General features: G+C 42.1%; 15 protein-coding genes. 6 read left to right on the plus strand and 9 right to left on the minus strand.

The genetic code is table 11. The features are described from left to right. Nucleotides 1–8 precede the first annotated feature (8 nt). The 4 genes from H8B06_RS09805 to H8B06_RS09820 are packed head-to-tail and all read left to right on the plus strand — an operon-like array spanning nucleotide 9 to nucleotide 3,605. On the plus strand, nucleotides 9–485 hold the full coding sequence (locus tag H8B06_RS09805; protein ID WP_190994106.1) for a copper resistance protein NlpE: 477 nt from the start codon (nucleotides 9–11) through the stop codon (nucleotides 483–485). 3 nt (nucleotides 486–488) lie between these two features. Next, nucleotides 489–1,691, plus strand: a complete 1,203-nt coding sequence (locus tag H8B06_RS09810; protein ID WP_317170880.1) for an MFS transporter — start codon at nucleotides 489–491, stop codon at nucleotides 1,689–1,691. Between the two features lie 12 nt (nucleotides 1,692–1,703). After that, nucleotides 1,704–2,492, plus strand: a complete 789-nt coding sequence (locus tag H8B06_RS09815; protein ID WP_190994107.1) for a hypothetical protein — start codon at nucleotides 1,704–1,706, stop codon at nucleotides 2,490–2,492. Nucleotides 2,493–2,495: 3 nt separating this feature from the next. After that, nucleotides 2,496–3,605, plus strand: a complete 1,110-nt coding sequence (locus H8B06_RS09820) for a toxic anion resistance protein (protein WP_190994108.1) — start codon at nucleotides 2,496–2,498, stop codon at nucleotides 3,603–3,605. 405 nt (nucleotides 3,606–4,010) lie between these two features. Here H8B06_RS09820 and H8B06_RS09825 read toward each other — a convergent pair whose 3' ends face one another. From H8B06_RS09825 to H8B06_RS09835, 3 genes are all read right to left on the minus strand, one after another. Beyond that, nucleotides 4,011–4,544: a fumarate hydratase gene (locus H8B06_RS09825; RefSeq protein ID WP_317170881.1), complete on the minus strand. Its 534-nt coding sequence runs from the start codon at nucleotides 4,542–4,544 to the stop codon at nucleotides 4,011–4,013. A 4-nt stretch (nucleotides 4,545–4,548) separates the two neighbouring features. Then, nucleotides 4,549–5,946, minus strand: coding sequence for a class II fumarate hydratase (fumC, locus tag H8B06_RS09830; RefSeq protein WP_190994109.1), 1,398 nt, complete (start codon nucleotides 5,944–5,946; stop codon nucleotides 4,549–4,551). Between the two features lie 71 nt (nucleotides 5,947–6,017). Beyond that, the gene (locus H8B06_RS09835) at nucleotides 6,018–6,587 is read right to left on the minus strand and encodes a hypothetical protein (RefSeq protein WP_190994110.1); all 570 of its coding nucleotides are present in this window, start codon (nucleotides 6,585–6,587) and stop codon (nucleotides 6,018–6,020) included. A gap of 227 nt (nucleotides 6,588–6,814) precedes the next feature. On the opposite strand from H8B06_RS09835, the gene H8B06_RS09840 reads away from it, so the two are divergent. Next, entirely contained in the window at nucleotides 6,815–8,422 is a 1,608-nt protein-coding gene (locus H8B06_RS09840) for a S41 family peptidase (RefSeq protein ID WP_190994111.1), read from the plus strand. Here H8B06_RS09840 and H8B06_RS09845 read toward each other — a convergent pair. The 5 genes from H8B06_RS09845 to H8B06_RS09865 all read right to left on the minus strand — a co-directional run bounded on the left by H8B06_RS09845 (nucleotide 8,412) and on the right by H8B06_RS09865 (nucleotide 13,814). Continuing rightward, on the minus strand, nucleotides 8,412–9,521 hold the full coding sequence (locus tag H8B06_RS09845) for an endonuclease/exonuclease/phosphatase family protein (RefSeq protein WP_190994112.1): 1,110 nt from the start codon (nucleotides 9,519–9,521) through the stop codon (nucleotides 8,412–8,414). The two genes, H8B06_RS09840 and H8B06_RS09845, sit on opposite strands and share 11 nt — an antisense overlap. Before the next feature lie 2 nt (nucleotides 9,522–9,523). Beyond that, on the minus strand, nucleotides 9,524–10,408 hold the full coding sequence (locus H8B06_RS09850; RefSeq protein WP_190994113.1) for a rhomboid family intramembrane serine protease: 885 nt from the start codon (nucleotides 10,406–10,408) through the stop codon (nucleotides 9,524–9,526). Between the two features lie 15 nt (nucleotides 10,409–10,423). Then, on the minus strand, nucleotides 10,424–11,146 hold the full coding sequence (locus tag H8B06_RS09855; protein ID WP_190994114.1) for a rhomboid family intramembrane serine protease: 723 nt from the start codon (nucleotides 11,144–11,146) through the stop codon (nucleotides 10,424–10,426). Between the two features lie 25 nt (nucleotides 11,147–11,171). Next, nucleotides 11,172–13,064 carry a DNA mismatch repair endonuclease MutL gene (gene mutL, locus H8B06_RS09860; RefSeq protein WP_190994115.1) on the minus strand — a complete coding sequence of 631 codons (1,893 nt, stop codon included), beginning with the start codon at nucleotides 13,062–13,064 and terminating at the stop codon, nucleotides 11,172–11,174. Nucleotides 13,065–13,193: 129 nt separating this feature from the next. Beyond that, nucleotides 13,194–13,814, minus strand: coding sequence for a DKNYY domain-containing protein (locus tag H8B06_RS09865; RefSeq protein WP_190994116.1), 621 nt, complete (start codon nucleotides 13,812–13,814; stop codon nucleotides 13,194–13,196). 134 nt (nucleotides 13,815–13,948) lie between these two features. Between H8B06_RS09865 and H8B06_RS09870 the strand changes: the two genes are divergently transcribed. Then, nucleotides 13,949–15,526 (plus strand): TPM domain-containing protein, encoded by a 1,578-nt coding sequence (locus tag H8B06_RS09870; protein WP_190994117.1) that lies wholly within the window; start codon nucleotides 13,949–13,951, stop codon nucleotides 15,524–15,526. Between the two features lie 17 nt (nucleotides 15,527–15,543). Here the strand turns inward: H8B06_RS09870 and H8B06_RS09875 are convergent, their stop codons facing one another. Beyond that, nucleotides 15,544–20,373: a DNA repair ATPase gene (locus H8B06_RS09875; RefSeq protein ID WP_190994118.1), complete on the minus strand. Its 4,830-nt coding sequence runs from the start codon at nucleotides 20,371–20,373 to the stop codon at nucleotides 15,544–15,546. Nucleotides 20,374–20,376 lie beyond the last annotated feature (3 nt).

The following is a 20,376-nucleotide window of genomic DNA, read 5'->3' on the forward strand; positions in this document are numbered from 1 at the left end:
AAAAAGTCATGAAGAAATTATTTTATGGGGCATTAGCGGTATTTGCTTTTTCAGCCTGCACATCGCCCAATAACTCGCAAACGAACTCGGAAGAACGAATAGATTCTTTGGAAGACCAAATGGTATCTAGACCGCTGGAAACGGAAAACCCGGATCCAGCACATAATTCCCAAAACTCCGTTGATTGGATCGGAACTTATGAGACTGTTTTGCCTTGTGCCGACTGTCCTGGGATTAAGACCGTATTGGTTCTCCATGAAGATGAGACATTTCAAATAAGTAGCGAATATCTGGAAAGGGATACAAAGTTTGAAGACAAGGGAACATTCGTGTGGCAAAATAACGGATCTACTGTGCATTTGAAGGGAAAAGATACAGACATTAAGCTTAAAGTAGGCGAAAACAGGCTGTTTCAGTTAGATCAAGAAGGTAAAGAGATCACCGGAGATTTAGCGGAACATTATATGTATAAAAAGCAGCTGTAATTCGTGTCAAATATATCCACCCCTAAACTTACATCGACTATATTGTGGCTGATGGCGGTATTGTCTGGTTTGGTGGTGGCTAATAACTATTATAATCAGCCACTTTTGGGATTGATCGCTGCGGATTTTGAGGTAAGCGAAAGTAGTGTGAGTAAAATTGCTGTGCTGACCCAAATAGGATACGCTTGTGGTTTGCTGTTCATTGTGCCGTTGGGTGATAAATTATGGCGTAAGAGGCTAATATTAATAGATTTGGCACTCGTTATTCTCGCGTTGTTGTTTATGGCATTTGCCCAACAACTAAGCGGACTTTTTATCGCTAGTTTTTTGATCGGTGTTACCTCCGTAATTCCGCAATTATTTGTGCCTATGGCAGCGGAGCTTTCTAGCCCGGAGAAAAAATCAGTCAACATTGGTATGGTCATGTCTGGATTGTTGATCGGTATATTGTTGTCACGTTTTTTCAGCGGTGTAGTTGGTGAACTGTGGGGATGGCGGACAATGTTTGAAATAGCCGCTGGGATGATGATCATAGCTTGGTTGTTGGTCTATCTTTATCTGCCGGATTTACGCCCTAATTTTAAGGGGTCCTATGGCTCGTTGATGCAGTCGGTATGGCAGTTGGCTAAAACCCAACCTGTTCTGCAGCTTGCGTCGTTCCGTGGTGCTATGGGATTTGGTGCTATGTCTGCGGTTTTTACAACACTTGTCTTCCATATGGAAGGAGAGCCTTTTCATGCGGGTTCATCGGTAGTTGGTGGGTTCGGTTTAATTGGTGCTGTAGGCGCTTTGGCTGCTGCTTTTGTGGGGAGATTAGCACAACGGTTTACCCGATACCAATTGATTTATTATGCGTTGTTGATATTACTGCTGAGTTGGGTATTTATCTACTTTGGCGGATATAGCTATTGGGGTTTAATTATAGGCATTATCTTGATCGATCTGGGATTACAGAGTTCCCATATTATGAATCAATCTGATTTTTTTGCGTTACCTACCAATGCGACCAATCGGCTGAATACGGTTTACATGGTTAGCTACTTTATTGGAGGATCTTTAGGAACCTATCTGGGCGCTGTTTGTTGGCAATATGCTGGTTGGGCGGGTGTCTGTTTTGTCGGTACGCTTTTTAGTGTTTTAGCTTTTGTTGCACATGTTTTGTTAGGGAAGGGGAGATTAAAAAACAATTTTTTTAATGAAAAATAAGTAAATTGCAACATGGGATTTGCAACGAAAAAACCAAAACGCTGGGAATTACGGCAATTGACATGGACATTTATATCTATTGCCATGTTTATTCCTTTTCCGGTGCATATCTTTCCTTTTGTCATGTTATCCCAAGCCAAAAAAAGCAAGATTCGTTCCTGGTATGCTACAGCTATTGCACTATTGATGGTGGAATTGGCGCTGTTTGCTTCATTCGTTTATTTTTTTGGTGCTATTTCACAAGGTATGCTATTGACACTCGGTGGATATGTGACGTCTTATATCGTCGGTAATGGGCTGCTCTTAAATCGAGCAAAGCCTTATTTACAGCGCTTAGAGCTGGGCGAGGTGCGTTCACTGGCTTGGATTCCGACAGCTTCTTCCCGAAGCAGGTTGCAGGAGTTGCCCCAAGCGACGTTGGATACTCCTCAACTCTTTATTGAAAGATTGCTGCATTGGCGTAAGGCAATCAACAATCGGGCAATACATCAGAATATTGATAAAATTATCCACCTTTTTCATCTCTTAGAACAACGCGATAAAATCGAAGCCGAGAAATTTCTTGTCCGGCATTCCACTGTCGTTAACGTGTTGATGAAATACGATGAAATTGAAAATTCAAAATTGAATAACCAAGTGGCGATAGAATCCAAAAAGAAATTGGAAGAAGTGATTGCCAAAGCGGCGATAGCTATCGAACAGGAGGTGACAAATCAGTTTCAAGCAGGTATCTTGGATGTGTCGGCCGAAACCGATGTATATATACAGACATTAAAAAATAGAAACCTATTAAAAGATTAATTTATGGCAAATCTAGATCTGACCACATACGATGATAACGGAGAGAACAAAAAAAACACAGATGTATCCGTGAATTTTTCCGATGAAGACAAGGCAGCAATAAAGCAATATAAGGAAAAAATAAACCTAACGTCGACTACCGATGTGATCCAGTACGGTGTTGGGAGCCAGACGAAAGTCAGCAATTTTTCCAACGAAATACTGAAACAAGTGCGTACCAAAGATATGGGTGGAGCAGAAGATATTCTATTGAACCTTCGCTCAGACATTAAATCATTTGATGAAAACCTGAACAAAAAACCGTTGATTCCTTTTTTTGACAATCTAAAGAAAAAAGTGAAACGCATGCGTACCGAGTACCAATCGGTGGAGAAAAACATCCATCAGATAGAGCTGAAGTTGGAAGGGCATTACAAAAACTTGGCAAAAGATGTCCATATATTCGATAAGCTTTTTGTAGAAAATCAAAACTACTTTAAAGAGCTTTCCCTCTATATTGCTGCGGGAGAGGAGAAGTTACAGGAAGCCCACTCCATTACTTTGCCACAATTAAAGGCCGAAGCAGAAGCTTCTGGCGATCAGCATAAGGTTCAGGCCTACAAAGACATGGAGCAGCATGTGGTGCGTTTCGAACGTAAAATCCATGATTTGAAGCTTACGCGCATGGTTGTTCTTCAAACTGCACCGCAAATCAGGTTAATACAGAACAACAGTTCTTCCTTGATGGAAAAGATTCAGTCTTCTCTCGTGAACACCATTCCATTATGGAAAAACCAGATGGTATTGACGTTGGGTATTGCCCATTCACAACGTGCTTTGGAAGCCCAAAAGGCGGTTACAGATGCGACCAATGAACTGCTGAGACGTAATTCAGAGATGCTGAAAGACTCGACCATCAATATTGCCAAAGAAACAGAACGAGGTATTGTTGATATTGAAACGATCAAAAAGGCGAACCAGGACATTGTCTCGACGATAGACCAGGTGCTTCAAATACAGCGGGAAGGAAGGGAAAAACGAAAAGTCGTAGAGCAAGAACTATTGCAATCTGAAAATGAGCTGAAGACGCATATATTGAAGTCTGCTACGGATGAGAATAATTTATTAAATTAGTTTGTTCTTTTTTTCCGTAAAAAAGAAACAAAAACCTCGCCACTTCAGATATTTGAAATTAGGGATAGTACTAAGGATAAAATTCTACAGACTTCAAATATCTGGATGTGGCACTTCATGTTAATAAGGGATAATACAATTTTGTATAGCGTGTTATTCCTTTGTTTGATAATCCTTACCTAGCAATATAAAAAGTAGCACAAATATAGACACCTTAAGCCCACGGTACGTGGGCTATAATCGACATCGTATCGTTCTGCGGCCAGCTTTTCGCAGGCTATTTCGGAAAGAACAAAATTTGTTCGACCGAAGGGAGTTTATTTTGTTCCGAAATAGGCAAGAAAAGGTAGCGGAACTATACAAGTCGTGATCTTTTGCTTCTTTTCCATCTAGGGAAAAGAAGAATCAATCTTCCCATCGTTTTTTAGGCACACAAGAAATGCTATGTACTTTGCGCAACACGATAGGTCGCTGGTCATATCGGCTTTCTAACACAAGGGAGTCCGTATCGTGATAGGCAATCCGATAGCGGGGCAGATAGGTGCCGGTTTTATAGCATCCAGATGTTTTGTATTTGCCGTTAGGACGTGTGTAGATACCCTCGCCTATCAGGCTATCACCACGGATGACGTATACACCTCTTGCATATTCTGTCCACGACCCGTCTTTATAGCAGGAATCGGGAATACGTTGCATTTTCGCACGCACCCGCATGGTCGTGTATACCGAGTCGCAAATAAACTTAAATTCATGTAAGGTATAATCCATCATTTGTGATTGATGGGGGATACTATCCTGTATCCACACGCCTTGTAGATAATCTGCCCCTTCGGATTGCATCTCCGAATGGCGTACACAGCTGCTTACAAAAAGAAGCATGCCTACCATCGTAGATAGGCATGCAAATAGACGATATTTTGATAATAACAGTATAATCACTTCCTTATTTTAGGCTTCCCACCATATCTTCTGGTTTCACCCACTCGTCAAACTGTTCGGCAGTTACGTAGCCTAAGGCGATGGCTGTTTCTTTGAGAGTAGAATTATTTTTATGGGCGGTTTGCGCAATTTCTGCCGCTTTGTAATAGCCAATTTTGGTATTAAGCGCTGTTACAAGCATCAATGAATTGTCTACAAGTTCTTTAATACGCGCATAATTAGGCTCAATACCTACAGCACAGTGTTCCTCAAAAGATACACAGGCATCTCCAATAAGGCGTGCAGATTGTAAGAAATTAGCTGCCATAAGTGGTTTGAATACGTTCAGCTCGTAATGGCCCTGTGTACCTCCAATGGTAATGGCAACATCATTTCCCATCACCTGTGCGGCGACCATGGTGAGGGCCTCACATTGGGTCGGATTCACTTTGCCCGGCATGATCGAAGAACCAGGTTCGTTTTCGGGAATCAGGATCTCGCCGATACCCGAACGCGGACCAGATGCCAGCATACGGATGTCATTTGCAATTTTATTCAACGAAACAGCAAGCTGTTTGAGTGCACCGTGTGTTTCTACGATAGCATCGTGTGCAGCTAACGCCTCGAATTTGTTCGGAGCCGTAACGAAAGGTAATCCGGTAAACTCAGCAATGTATTTTGCAACGACAACATCATAACCCTCGGGGGTATTCAATCCCGTTCCTACTGCTGTACCACCCAAGGCCAATTCGGAAAGGTGGGCTAATGTATTCTTTACCGCCTTTAATCCGTGATTAAGTTGTGCAACATACCCCGAAAGCTCCTGGCCAAGTGTCAATGGCGTAGCATCCATTAAGTGGGTACGGCCTATCTTGACTACGTTCATGAATTCTTCTGATTTACGCTGTAAAGTATCACGCAATTTTTCTACGCCCGGAAGGGTTACTTCCACTACCGCTTTATAAGCAGCAATATGCATTCCGGTAGGAAATGTGTCATTAGAGGACTGTGATTTATTGACATCGTCGTTCGCTTTTAAGACGGGCTCGCCTTCACCAATTTTGCCTCCAGCCAATACCTGTGCACGATTGGCCACTACTTCGTTGACATTCATATTGGATTGTGTACCCGAGCCTGTTTGCCAGATGACCAACGGAAATTGCTCATCTAGTTTACCTGCTAAAATCTCATCACAGACAGCCCCAATAGCATCGCGTTTCTCTACAGATAAAACGCCTAACTCGTGATTAGCAAAAGCAGCCGCTTTTTTCAAATATGCGAAACCTTCGATAATCTCTTTTGGCATAGACGCAGCCGGGCCAATCTTAAAATTGTTGCGCGAACGTTCGGTTTGTGCTCCCCAATATTTATCCGCAGGAACCTGAACTTCACCCATGGTATCTTTTTCTATCCTAAATGACATAGTATAATGTGAAAGTTAAAAGTTAAAAAATCAACCTGTAAATGGTTGTACGACAAAGTTAAGGAAAATAATTACATCCCCAATCGTTTATTGATACGTTGCTGTATATGATGGTACAGCTGTTTGGGTTTCAATGTACGCCAAGGAAATGTATTAAAATCACCACCAAAATGAATGTAATAATCAATCCCCTGTGCTTGAAATTCGTGAATCACATGATCACGAAAATTCATAGCGACGATCCAGCCGTCATCGATATCTTGAAACCATTCTTCGTAATACGAATCATCGGAGCTATGGAAGTTGAGTACGTTTTCGCCGATAAGTAGAAACTTGTTAATTCCCTCCGCAATCATGATATCGACTACCTCCCGTTTTAGCAACATAATATCGTTGTAAATAGCATCGTTCCATTCGCCAATCAATTCCATGACCGCAAACCCTCTGTCATAGTCGGCATAAAGGATTTTTATATAGAGGGTGAGTGAACCGAACTGATCCCATTGGGGATGTAGCAGAAAGTTATAAATCTGCTTATCGTACTCAAACTCGCTATATATCTCGCCGTAAAAAGGCGATTTTTCGTCTTCTGACGCGATATAATCATCGCGCCAATTGTAATAGGGTTCTATTTCGTGCATATATTTTCATGTGTCCTTTTTTTAGAAAAAAAGACAAAGTTAATTGAGGGACGTGCAATACTGTCATCAACAAAACAAATTTAACGGATGAAAATAAATTATCACGTAGTTTTTACGAGAATATTATGAACAATAACGCATTTTATGCGTATATTATTTGAATACTTGTTAACTTATTACGCAAATATTTGAGAAAACTATTTTAATTTTGCAACCGAATTTTATCCATGCAAAAAGGCACTAAACGGAATATTTTTGTCGCAGCAACTTATGCTGCAGTATTGTTCTTGGGTATCCTGCTCGGGCAGAACTATGCAGATGAGCAGGGGAGTAAACCCGGTAATACCTTGGTGCCTATTGGGTTATCCAGTAACACATGGAAAGTGCAGCAATTATTAAATCTTGTGGCTGAAGCGTATGTGGATAGTGTTGATGTCGACTCGGTGCAAAATGGTGCGATCAATCATATTATATCACATTTAGATCCCTATTCTAGTTATTTAGTTCCGAATGAATCACAACGACAGACAGAAATTCTGGAAGGAACATTTGAAGGTATCGGTATGGAGTATTTTAACTTAAATGATACGTTGATGATTGTTTCTTTAATTAACGGCGGACCCGCTGATAAGGCGGGGTTTCGCGTAGGGGATAAACTATTGAAAATTGGGAACGAGCTGGTTGCGGGTATACATATTTCCCGAGAACGGGTAGAGAAGTTGATCCGTGGCCGTCGGGGAACAGATGTGAGTATTCATGTAAAGCGAGATGGGGACGTCATGAGCACACCGATTAAAGTGGTGCGCGATCAGGTAACGGTAAGTTCCTTGGACGTCGTTTATATGATTGAACCTGGTGTAGGATATGTTAAGGTGCGACGATTTGGAATTAATACGGCAGATGAGTTTCGACAAGCGATTATGGAGTTGAAAAAGCAAGGTGCACAAAAATTGATTCTTGATCTGCGTGACAATGGGGGAGGATATTTCCACATGGCAATCAAGTTAGCCAGTGAATTTTTTGCGGATAAGCGACTTATTGTTTATACGGAAGGGGCACATGAGGAACGACATGAATATTATTCCGATAGTATTCAAGGAGGCAATTTTGCAACGGAGGAACTGGTTATACTGATTAATGAAAATACGGCATCAGCGAGTGAAATTGTAGCGGGTGCTGTACAAGATTGGGATCGCGGCACGATTATCGGAAGACGCTCGTATGGAAAAGGTATTGTACAGGAACAATTCGATTTTTCAGACGGTTCAACGGTAAACTTGAGCATAGCGCGCTATTTTACACCACTTGGACGAAGTATACAAAAGAAATATATGGCGAATTGGTCCATAATGGATGATTTTAACGCTATGTATAAAGGGCTGTGGGCGCTGGACACCTTATATGCACACGGGAAGGTGTTTGAAACAAAGGCGGGTAAACGGGTCTACAGTGGCGGTGGTATTCTGCCTGATATTCATGTGGCACAGGATTCAAATGCATTGAGTCTTTTTTATCAGGATTTGATACAATATAGCTTTATTGAACAATTTGTGTATACTCGGTTTACGAAGCAAGCACCTGCTTATTCTATTGAGAATTTTTTACAAGGATATCACTTGCCTGATAATGAGTATCATGCATTTATTGACTTTGTGCGCGACGAGGGATTCGTTATCTCTGATAGGAAAAAGGACGAGTTAAGAGATCTTATCGAAACGGACATAGAGGCGCTGGTAGGCCGATTCTATTTCGGTCGCGAGGCCTATTTTAAAGTCAAAAATAGAAATGATAGTTTCGTGCAAAAGGCGTTGGAATTTTTACGAACTACAACCTGATATCCGCAAAAATGGGATAGTGGTCGGAAAGCTCTTGTTTTATTATCCGGTAATTGTCGACTTGAAATTGTGGGCTACAGAATATATAGTCGATTTGAAAGAGCGGTAGCATCTCGTAATGCGTAACACCCCATCCCTGGCCCTTTTCCTGAAAGGTGTTTTTCATCCCCTTCCCGATAAGATTTACGCTGTATGACATGGGGGTGTCATTGAAATCACCCATGATGATGATAGGATAATGTGTCGCATCGATATGATCACGAAGTGCCTCCGCTTGTTGGCTCCGGCGCTCAAAAGCAAATTTTAATTTCCGACCTACCCGAGTAGTAGCATGTTCCTCATTGGGGGTATTGGAAGGGTTCTGGATAAATTCTTTGTCTTCGGTTTGTAACCCAAAAGAACGTAAATGTACATTATATACGCGGATAGTATCCGGAGCCTTTACGATATCGGCAAAGATGATGCGGTTGATGCCATACTCATTTTTGGTAATGGTACCGGAATGGATAATGGGGTACTTGGAAAAAATAATTTGACCATAGCCCTCATGCTCACTTTTGGTTGCCGGTTCAAAAAAATAATCTTGCAGGCCGCCCTCTATCAGAATTCGATCACTCATTTGTTTGGTGCCTTTGATCTTGGTAAAGAATTCCTGCATACAGAGGATATCCGGATCGGTGTCTTTAATGAGCGATACCACTTCATCCCGAATAGTCGTGGAGGGTATCTTATTTACTTCGTTGAAAAGATGCGCGTTAAAGCTCATGACGCGTATAGCTTGTTCGTTTTTATGTGCAGTTATGGGTTTCGAGCGAAAACCGATATGCTGCGTGAGCAGGTTCCATCCGAGGAGAATCGGAATCAACGTATAGACCGCATACACCGGACGCCGCAGCAGCCAGTATAATGTAAAGCCGATATTTACGGTCAAGATAGGAAGGTAACCTAGACCAAAGAACGGCAGAATCCACACTGTTTTAGGGTTAATGAAAGATGCTGCATAACTCAAAAGCAAGAAGAATACAGCAACCATATTACATAGAAATATGGTTTTACTGAAATAACCTAGATTCTTTTTGAAGAGACTCTTCCTTGCCATGACTACTTATCATCCTTACTTGCTTTGAATAGCACTTCTTTCTCCCGTGAAGTTAAGCTTTCATAACCGCCTACGGAAATTTTATCCAAAATTTCATCAATTTCTGCCTGATTGGGAAGATCAGATGTGTGCCGGTAACTGCTATAAGTGGTTGAAGCGGTTTTGCTTTGGTGCACAACTTTCATCTTCGACTTTTTTATCGTTTTTTCCCATTTTAACAAGCTAAGGTCTTTTCCTCGATGCAGGGACCGGATAAAGAGGATACCCCAGCATGCGGTCGCTAGAAAGCTGATCCCTCCTGCTTTATTCATAAGGCCTGTAAAAACCAACTCTATACAGATATAAATAAGTGCAATGGTTTTTAAGGAAACTGTTCCTAAGAGCAGCAAACGTACTTCGTACCGTGGTGCTAACGTTGCTACGGAGGCCACCACAGCTCCTAAAGCAAATGTAGAGGTGTGGAATGATAGCTGTACGCTGTTTTGCAATATCGGTATAAACCCAAGACCCAGATATAGGCATGCTCCCAAAAAAATTGCACTGAAATAGAGAAATAAGAACTGTCTCCTGTTTAGAAAATTTAAGAAAATATTACCCATCCAATACAACCACAAACAATCGAACAGCAGCTGAAACAATCCTGTATATAAGAAAGGGTAGGTTATAATAGACCACGGTTGTGTCAAAAACTGACTAAACGATAAAGGTAAGCTTAAATAATCAGCGGCATAATCATATAAGGATACTTCAAGAAGGTTAACCTCTTTTAATAGATCAAAAAGATGGATAAGTACAAAGATGATAACCTGTACCGATATGATAAAAGGGATAGGAGACTTACTTTGGTAAGTATCACGCCAAAAAGTTTTTAACACACTCTCTTTCATCAGTCATACTATTCTTTAATACATATTTCCTCTTCTAATCCGCCATGTTTTGAGTAGGATATACGCAAATAACGCTCCTCCAACATGGGCTAAATGGGCGATAGATCCACCGAATTTTGAAAAACCTAAATATATCTCAATTAAAATTAAAACGGGAATAAAATATTTCGCTTTTATGGGAACAGGAATAAAAAAGAGGTACAACGACATGTTTGGAAATAGGTAGGCAAACGCTAGGAGTAATCCGTATATGGCACCGGATGCACCGACTAATGGTGTTCTATAAATAGAAGCCAGTGTCTGGAGTTCACTCTGGGTGATGTCGAGATTTGTACTCACATATCCACTTACCATATCAAATCGCAGGTGGTCCGCCACGCGTATCGTTCCGGCTATATTATATACTTCGGCTGCCTGTACACCATATTGGAGGATGAGGGCTCCGAAGCCACAAATCAAATAAAAGTTTAGAAAGCGTTTAGATCCCAATACCTGTTCGATAATCGGTCCGAACATCACCAAGGAAAACATGTTAAAAAAAATATGCGCAAACCCTTGGTTGTCGTGCATAAACATGTACGTAACAACTTGCCAAATCTCAAAGAACGGAGAATCAGGATAATACACGCCAAACAGCAGAGGTGCCTGCGCGAAAATAAGGGAGCCAATAAAACACACCACGTTGATGATGAGCAAGTTTTTGACGACGGGTGTTAAATTCGATAAGATGTTATTCATATACTATACTATAGGTCGTAAATGTTTAGTTTTTATTAAATCGTTCCAGGAGTTCCTGTAATGTAATCGTCACGACAATCGGCTTGCCGTGTATCGATATACTCGGTGATTGGGTCGCGAAGAGCTTATCTATCAACTCAGACATCTCTTGGTTGTTCAATGCTGTTCCCGGTTTGATAGCCGCATTTTTTGCAAGGCTACGTGCTAAGTTTTCTCTTTTATTAAGTTGTAATTCGTCCTTATTGTTTTTGAAATCTTCCAAAAGCTGCTCCAAAATTTTTGTTTCATTGATGCCCTGTCCTAAATCGGCAGGAATACCATCGACAATAAAGGTTGTCTTCCCGAAAGGCCGAACTTGAAAACCTAGTGTTTGGATTTCAGGCAAAATATCTTCCATCAGTGCAAAATCTGCTGGGCTTAACTCTACTGTTTGTGGGAACAAACTCTGTTGACTACTACCTTGGTTATTTTCCAACTGCTCCATGTAGTGCTCAAATAGGATGCGTTCATGTGCTGCCTGCTGATCTATCAGCATGAAACCTGAATGAATCTGTGAGACGATAAAACGGTTGTGCAACTGGTAAAATTGCTTAACGCCGTCTTGGGAAGTCGAAGACGACACCTCGCGTTCTGTTGAAGGTCTGTCTAAAGATGGTTGTTCGTCCTGATGTAGCGATAATTGTTCCGCTGTATCTCGTTGGGTAATTTGATATAAGGAGTCCCAGTTCTGCGGGATCCCAATTTTTTTCTCCAGACCGGCCGCGTAATTGGAGGCACGGGAACTGCTCGAAGAAGATGACTTCGTATCTTCGAAAGGATTGAAGTTGGGGTTAAAAGAAATAGTCGGTACTTGAATCTCTTCGAGCGGTTTATTGGTGATGAGATTAGTAAAGCTTGTTTCTTGATTGAAATCTAATGTCGGCGTAATGTTATAACGGCCTAACGAGCGCTTAACTGTCGACCGCAAAATCGCATACATCGCTTTGTCATCCTCGTATTTAATTTCTGTTTTCGTTGGGTGGACGTTGATGTCGATTTTGGAAGGGTCTATCTCGATAAACAATACATACAATGGATAAGTATCTGCTGGAAGTATATCCTCGTAGGCATTCATCAACGCATGATGGAGGTAAGGGTCTTTGACAAAACGCTTATTGACAAAGAAAAACTGTTCACCACGGGTCTTCTTTGCAAATTCTGGTTTGCCAATAAATCCGTTAACCGTAATGATGGTGGTGTCCTCTTCCACGGGCACAAGACGTTGATTATAGTTGTTCCCGAAAAGGTGGACTATACGTTGTTTTAAGGTCTCCGATGGCAAATGAAAGAGTTCATTGCCATCACTATGTAGACTGAAAAATATTTTCGGATGCGCTAAGGCTATACGTTGAAATTCGTCTATGATATGGCGCATTTCAACAGAATTGCTTTTCAGAAAATTTCGACGGGCAGGGATGTTATAAAAAAGATTCTTTACCGAGATACTCGTTCCCGCAGGTAGCGCTTCAGGTTGTTGGCTGATCACTTTCGAGCCCTCTATTTGTATAATCGTACCCAATTCATCTTCCACACGTCGGCTTTTCAGCTCTACCTGTGCAATGGCGGCAATCGAAGCCAGGGCTTCTCCACGAAAACCCATTGTTCTGATTGCGAATAAATCTTCTGCTTGGCGTATTTTGGATGTTGCATGCCTTTCAAAACAAAGGCGGGCATCCGTGATGCTCATGCCACAGCCATTGTCGATTACTTGTATGAGGGATTTTCCAGCGTCCTTGACAATAAGTTTAATTTTATCCGCTCCCGCATCGATTGCATTTTCAATAAGTTCTTTTACCGCAGAAGCTGGGCGTTGCACCACTTCTCCTGCAGCAATCTGATTGGCAACCGAATCCGGCAGTAACTGTATAATATCTGACATACAAGAGCAAAGTTACAAAAATTTTGTGTGTCATGACCCGACGAGGACGTCTCAAAAGGTAATAAATCGTTAAAAAAAGCGTCATACTTTCTCGCAATGAAGGTGATCGCCTACTTTTGATATGCCGTCTTAATCTTTAATCACGCTGCCCCGATAATATGTATTCCAATTATCTTTTGCGTAACCATCTTTCATAACAGTAAACGAAGATGCCGTTGCATCTTTTAAAGGGATGCCCCTATAAAACACTGTCCAGTTATCTTTTGCATATCCTCCACCGAGAATTTTGAAGGAAGAAGCTGAAGCTTCTTTGATTTTTTTACCGTCGTAAAAAACGGACCACGCGTCTTTGGTATATCCACCGCCCAATTTGGTGTAAGTCGATGGCGAAATATCGTCTACCTCCCGCCCCCGTCGATAGATCCGCCAAGAATCCTTGCCATATCCATCCTTCGTATATTGAAAGGAACTAGCGGAGGCATTTTCCAATAACATTCCTCTGTAATACACGCGCCAATTGTCCTTGGCATAACCTCCACCGAGATATTTGAAGGAAGAAGCGGAGGCGTCTTTGACAACTTTTCCTCGATAATATACACGCCAGTTGTCCTTGGCATAACCTCCTCCTAATATACCGTTTTTTTGTGTGTAAGAAACGATGTGAAAGAAGTTAGTCGAAACTTCTGTCTCTATGGCAATAGCGTTGTTAAAAAAAAGATATAATGGTAAAAGAGTAAACAGTTGTTTCATAATAAGTCAACGTTAAATGAGTTGTTACTGTGATAGACAGAAAGATTGGGCTAGGGTTTAATATATTTCCGTATTAATATAATCTTTGGTTTCTGTCAAAATTTTTAACATATTCGAAATAAATATACAGATCTATGAAACGTTATACCTCGTTGTGTCGGCGGCATATTTCTCTTTTACTTTTAGCCGTATTTTTTGTGTCGAGCGGTTTGGGCCAGCATTTATATACGGTCGAGACATTGCCCAGTCCGAAGGAAGTTGGACAAGATTTTTATGTCAGCAATCCAGACGGCATGCTATCTTCTGCAACGGTAGACCAATTAAATAGACTTTCTACCGATATAGAACATGCTTCGGGCGCGGAGTATGCGGTGGTAGTGGTCAATGATTTTGAAGGATACGATGTGTTTGAATTTGCACTGAAACTATTCAATACGTGGGGGATAGGCAAGCACGGACAAAATAATGGTCTGCTATTATTTATTGCCAAGGATCGAAGAGAATACCGCTTTATTTCCGGATATGGCATGGAAGCCATCTTTCCAGATGTCTATTTACATCGTATCGGTGAGAAATATCTTGTTCCTCATTTTAAGGCAGGGGATTATGATCAAGGCGTGTTGGATGCATCCCAAGCGATTCAACAAGCATTGACGGCTCCTGATGTACGGGCTGAACTACAACGCATGATGCCGGAAGCAACGCCGTTTTTCAGCAGACGAAATCCCTATTTTGTCAATTCCATGGGGATTATACTACTATATGTAGCACTGTATTATTGGGTGCATCGTGCTGGGCGGACGGGATTGAGAAAGGAATGGATGCATTCGCAAGATGACAAAACGAAGTTTAAGGCCAAATTTAGTAAAAAAGGAAAGGGTGGGTGTAGTAACTGGTTTGCCTATTTAGCCTTAGGTGGTTTGGCAACAATATTCACGATGTTGTTTGTCATGATGATTTTTGCTTTTGTGATAGGAGATATCGAAAGTATGTTTCAACCGGCTACTCTTCCTTATGTTTTTGCTATTTGGGGAAGTTATACGGTGGCATTTAAGATCTGGGAAGCGCGTAAGGTTATTAAGGAAAGCTATCAAGATGAGGAGAATAAACTCAAAGCGTTACAGCATTTTCAGCTACGTACATTGATCCCATACGTGGCAAGTCCGTTGATGTTGTTTAGCTTTTTTATGTTTCGACAGAAGTGGAAAGATAGCCGGGTACGTTTTGTGCCGCCGGATGATTCCGGTGATTGGAAACGTGTAGATCGCGATGAGGTGGTATGGAAGGTATGGAAAAGCTATCTGAGTGAAGGACAGTTAAAGGAAGAGAGCTTAGGTTCTCGTGCTTACGAAGTATGGATCAACAAAAAGACCAAAGAGAAAAAAGTATTAGGTTGGCCAGGGAAAAATGCAAAAACTTACGCAAAATGCCCTTCTTGTGGATTCTATATGTATGAAAAAAATAAAAGGGGCAAAATATTGAAAGTAGCAACGTATAATGCCAGCGGGCTACAGGAGGTGTATGACCAATGTCGGCATTGTAAACGCAAAGAGGATAAACGCCCCCGTGTGATTCCGAAGTTAGTGCGAAGCTCCGGCGGCGGTAGCTCCAGCTCTGGTGGAGGCGGTTTTAGTGGCGGCTCCTCTAGTGGCGGTAGTGGTAGTTTTGGAGGCGGTTCATCGGGAGGCGGTGGTGCAGGGGGTAGGTGGTAGAGATAGAATGGCAGAGGTTAACCCCTGCCGTTTTGTATAGCCTTAATGATCCCTTCTAGGTTCTCATTAAATTCTAAAAGTTGTGCAAAAACCTTATCGTCCTTTGCCAGTCCACCATGCTTGTTGTTCTTGCGGAATATTTCCTTGATGTCTTCCCAACGTTTCTGCTCGTCGGGGCGAATCAATCCGGCGAGTTCTTTTAATTTCAGCAGATTGCTCTCGGTGTCGCTCGTCAGCGTTTGTGATTCACTTTCATAGTGTGCCAATAACGTTTGGTTGATCTCTTCATTGTTCATCATGGGGATGATCTGTGCCACCAATTTGCTCATATTTCGGTAAGAACCCTGTATCTTGAAAGGAGGCTCGGTGCGGTAGTTATCCTGCATCGCTGCACTTTGGATATAGCTTTTGTTGACCTTGATTACGGTATCGCGAATTTTTATCACGTGGCGTAGCACGGTGATGAAATCGTCGATTTCTTGTTTCAGATAAACCCCTTCCAACTCCGGAATCTGCTCGGCACCGGATTGTACGTAGTCAACAAGCGCATAAAAATCCGGGAACGATTTTCCGGCAATCTTCGCCAGATAGCTATTTTCAATAGCCGCATTTTCCACCAAGCTTAGATTGAACAAGTGTTCCGTATCACCAATAACATCACCGAGATTATACACATCTGCCCGGTTGGCAAGCATGTCGGGAATCTGAAATTTAGAACCACTCTCCGTATAGGGATTACCCGCCATAACAATGCAGAAGCGCTTGCCACGCAGGTCGTAGGTTTTGCTTTCACCATCAAAAATACCGTCGATCTTACGTTGCCCATCTGCCAATGAGATGAATTTCTGTAGAAATTCCGCACTTAAATGCTGTATGTCATCCAGGTACAACATCACGTTGTCCGCCATCTCAAAAGACAAGTTTATTTTTTTAAGTTCCTCGCGCTCGCCCGATGTCTTGGCTTCTACAGGATCAATAGAGCTGATCGAATGTCCGATCGTCGGGCCGTTTACTTTTACAAAATGTAAGCCCATCGTTTTGGCGAGGTATTCCATCAATGTCGTCTTACCATAGCCCGGCGGAGAGATCAGCAAAAGCATGCCCATACGTGCGGTGCGTTTGTTGTCTCCCGCTGCGCCTAATTGTTTTGCCAGATTGTTGCCAATGAGTGGGAAATAGACGTCGTTAATGAGTTTGTTCCTAACGAAAGACGTCAACACCTTCGGTTCAAATTCGTTTATTTTCAATTCTTTTTCATACGATTTGCTGATTTGTTCTTTCAGTTGGGAAAAAGCTACGAAGCGAGGGACGTCTACGGTTACGAAAACACGCATTTTTTGCATAAAGGCATGATAGTTTAGGTGTAATGAACCATCCTCCAACAAGACATGGTTACCTTTCAGTTGTTCCAATGTTACGCTAAATTGTCCGAATACAAGATAATAATCATCTTGCGGGAACAGTAACGCAGCGGCGGTTTCTTCCATTATCGGTTGATATGCCTCAGGTTTTTCAGTTTGGTCTACGAAAGCGTGTAGCCAGTTTAGTATAAGTAGATAACGATCGGTATTGTCGAAATGTTCGTTTTGAAAATCTTGTTCAAAATCAGCATATATTTTTTTGTTTTCCAAATCACGGACAAACTCCTGCCGGAGATGATCAGCTTGTTCACTTAACGTCAGTTTACCATAAGTGGTGAATGTCTGAAAGAGATAAGTGGCAACCATATGTGGTGCATAAACGGATAGATCGAGATATGTTTCCCATGATGAAAATTGCGCAGCAATCTCATCGATAATAGATTGGTAGTGATTAGAAGTAGGGAAAGCTTTCCGTATAGCTCGCCCCGATTGGATGAGGTATTGTAGCCGCTCCCGCTTGTCTTTTGATAAGCTGTGCCAAAACAACTGCGCAATCGCACGCAATGGGCTCTCAAAACATAATAATTCGAGTTTATCGTCTAATTGCTGGACGGCTTTGAAAATTTCTAATGCGTCGGTATTATGAACGCCTTTGATGTAGCCCTCCGAATAGTTTCGTTCGATATGGTTTGCAATATGGGCTTCTGCATTAAATTGTCCGGTAGTTTGCGATGTTAAGAAGGCTTGGTATGCAAGGTATTCGGCGCGATAAACGCGTTTGTTCTCCGATAAGAGTTCCTGTTCCCAGATGTCGTGATAATCTTGCAGTTCGTTATTTTTTACCTTTTGATAGAAGCTGGTGCCGGTTAGGTGGAAATAGAGTTCCTCGTTGCGACGAACAAGCGTAAGGCTGAGCGATTGCTTATTGACCGTGAATTTGTGTGTGCCGAGCGCAATGATGTTATCGCCGTCCACATACAGTTCGGTTTTATCCCGCAATGTCCGCAAGGCATCTTCCTGTGATTTTTTTAACAGGTTTTCCAGGTTTTCGGCTTTAGAAATATCGTTTAGGCTTTTTAGCTCAGCAACAAGCTGCCTAACCTTGTCTATCATGAGGTCGGCTGCATAAAAGCTCTGTATTTCTGCCCGGCTCTGAAAGGTAGCCGATTTGTTTTCGATATTTTTTAATACACGTAGACCGATCTGCTCTAAAGAACCTGTTCGTTTATTGATCTGCTCGACTAATTGCTCGCGCCGGATATTGAAGGCCTTGATAACATCATCCCGTTTATCGGCTATTTTTAAGGCAAAATCATCGAAATCAGCAAATTTGCTTTCCAGTTCTTCCAATTGAACTAGTATTTTGCTATAATATTCTTCTACCTTATCAGCGGAAGTCGACAATTCCAAATAATTCGTGACCGATTGCTCCAACAGAGTCATTTGTGCTGAAAACTCGGCGATAGCTTCTTTGCCCTGCAACGATTGGAGTTTGCGTGTCAGTTGTGCACGCACTTCGTTTAAAGAAGCGAAGATAATCGATATTTTTTCTACTATCTGTGTGGTTTGTGTCGCGTCTTCGATCTTGAGGCTATGCAGAATATCGATCAAAAGCTCCAGCTCGTTGGCAATAGTCAAGTTACCTTCTTCAATGGGTTTCGCGTCAAACGCTTTTTCTATGGCCGTGACCTGTTGTTTTTGTCCTTCTACACGTTGTTCGTACGGGCTGAGCGCTTCTTTACGTAACAGGAAAGCGACCGTATTTTGTGAAAGCTCGTCGGTTATTTGATGTAGTGCTTCCTGTAATGCTTCGACGCGATCTAAGGCAATGTATTTGACATTTTTAAGTTCAATGGCTTCGCCGAGCAAGCGTCGAGCGTCTGCTAATTGATGTACCAACTGATCCAATTGTTCTACGACCGTGCTGTTGATGCCAAATTGCAGCTGCTCAAGTTTTTCTTCCAGCGCCTGTATGCGCTCTTCCGCGTGTTTGCGCTGCGCTTGCACTTTTACAAACTCATCGATCGCGGTATTGGCAATTTCTTTTATTTCTGTCAGCGGCGTGCCAAGACTGGCCAACGCTTCGTCCTGAATCCAGAAATACGAGTCCAGTAGGTTGCTGGATTTTTTGAGGATATCTTCGTATAGACCCTCGTAGCTATCTTCTTTATGGACTAATTGGATGACTTCCTGTGCCTCTGCCATGGCCTGCACGACCTGTTTGTTGCCGACTTTATATAATGGATGGTTCTTTTTTGCTTCGTTTTCCTGAAGCATTTCCATATAAGGCGTTTCCCATATTTGCACCTGGTGATGACGTGTAGCTTCGGCTTCCGTTCGGAAATAGATGAGGCTCCCGTCGTTAAAGATCGTAAATCCGTTGCAGATAATAGGCGTTTCCACGGCCTGCTGGATGATGTTGTACGATAGCAGTATAAAGGTGTTCGTTTCTTTCTGACTAAAGATATACAGGAAATCTTCACCATTTGGTGAAGCGATTTTCCGCAGAAAAGTCATATTGTCTGCGTTGCCCTCAAAGATTTTGTGGGTGCCATTTTGGAGGTAATATCCGTTGGAGAAAATCAGTCCTTGGTTATCGGGCAATAGGATGGCGGACTCATTCAGCGATTTGAGGTTGACGACTTCCTTGGTACGCTGGTTGAACACGTAAGCTCGGAAATCTTCTTGATAAGGTTTTATCCGTATAGCAATGAGGTTGCCCAGGTCGGCATAATAGTACTCGGCATCATCGAGTTGCTGGTCGAGATTTGTTACTTTTTCAGCATAAATTCCCTTCCCGCTGTCGGTATTATCTTCTATTTTAAACGTGATATCACCATGCAGGGCTTCGATAAACACTTTATCTAAAATGGAAATATGTGGGAATTTACCTAAACGACGATCTTCCGACGTAGTTCTTGTCCAATCAAATTCAAACTGATCAGGCAGCCGTACGTCATGTATACTCCTGTCGTCTTGATAGTGGAGTTTTCCATCTTTGATGAGCCACTTGAATGCTTTCAGATCGGAAGCTTTCTTGCTGGTTTGGAATATCATGTAGAGATAATTCTCCGTACGGCGGAATCGCGCGAAGATAGCATCTCGATAGTATTTGTACAGATTTTGATAATCGACGACGAAGTTCGGGTCGTTAATCAAATCTAAAGGTTGTGGAATGAACTGATTGTTTTCAAAAAGGTAGATACTGAAAACATCTTCCAGCTTGATTTCTGTGCGTAAGCCGAAATGTACATTGTAGCCGAAGATACATACCTCGTCGATAGCGACGATGCCACGTGCAGCACAGGTGTTATCCGTCGTAATCCGTTGGTTGGCTTTTAATGTAAAGGATGTGGCACTGAACACCTCCCGACGGGAGTCATTTAGTGCCTGCAATCTTTTGATAAGGTCTTCCTTTTGCGTCTGTAGACGCTTCCGGATGATTTCATACGCGCCTTGGTCAAGGCTGTTTTGTTGTTCCTGCATAAA

The sequence above is a fragment of the Sphingobacterium micropteri genome, from assembly GCF_014692515.1.
GTDB classification, from domain to species: Bacteria; Bacteroidota; Bacteroidia; order Sphingobacteriales; family Sphingobacteriaceae; genus Sphingobacterium; species Sphingobacterium micropteri.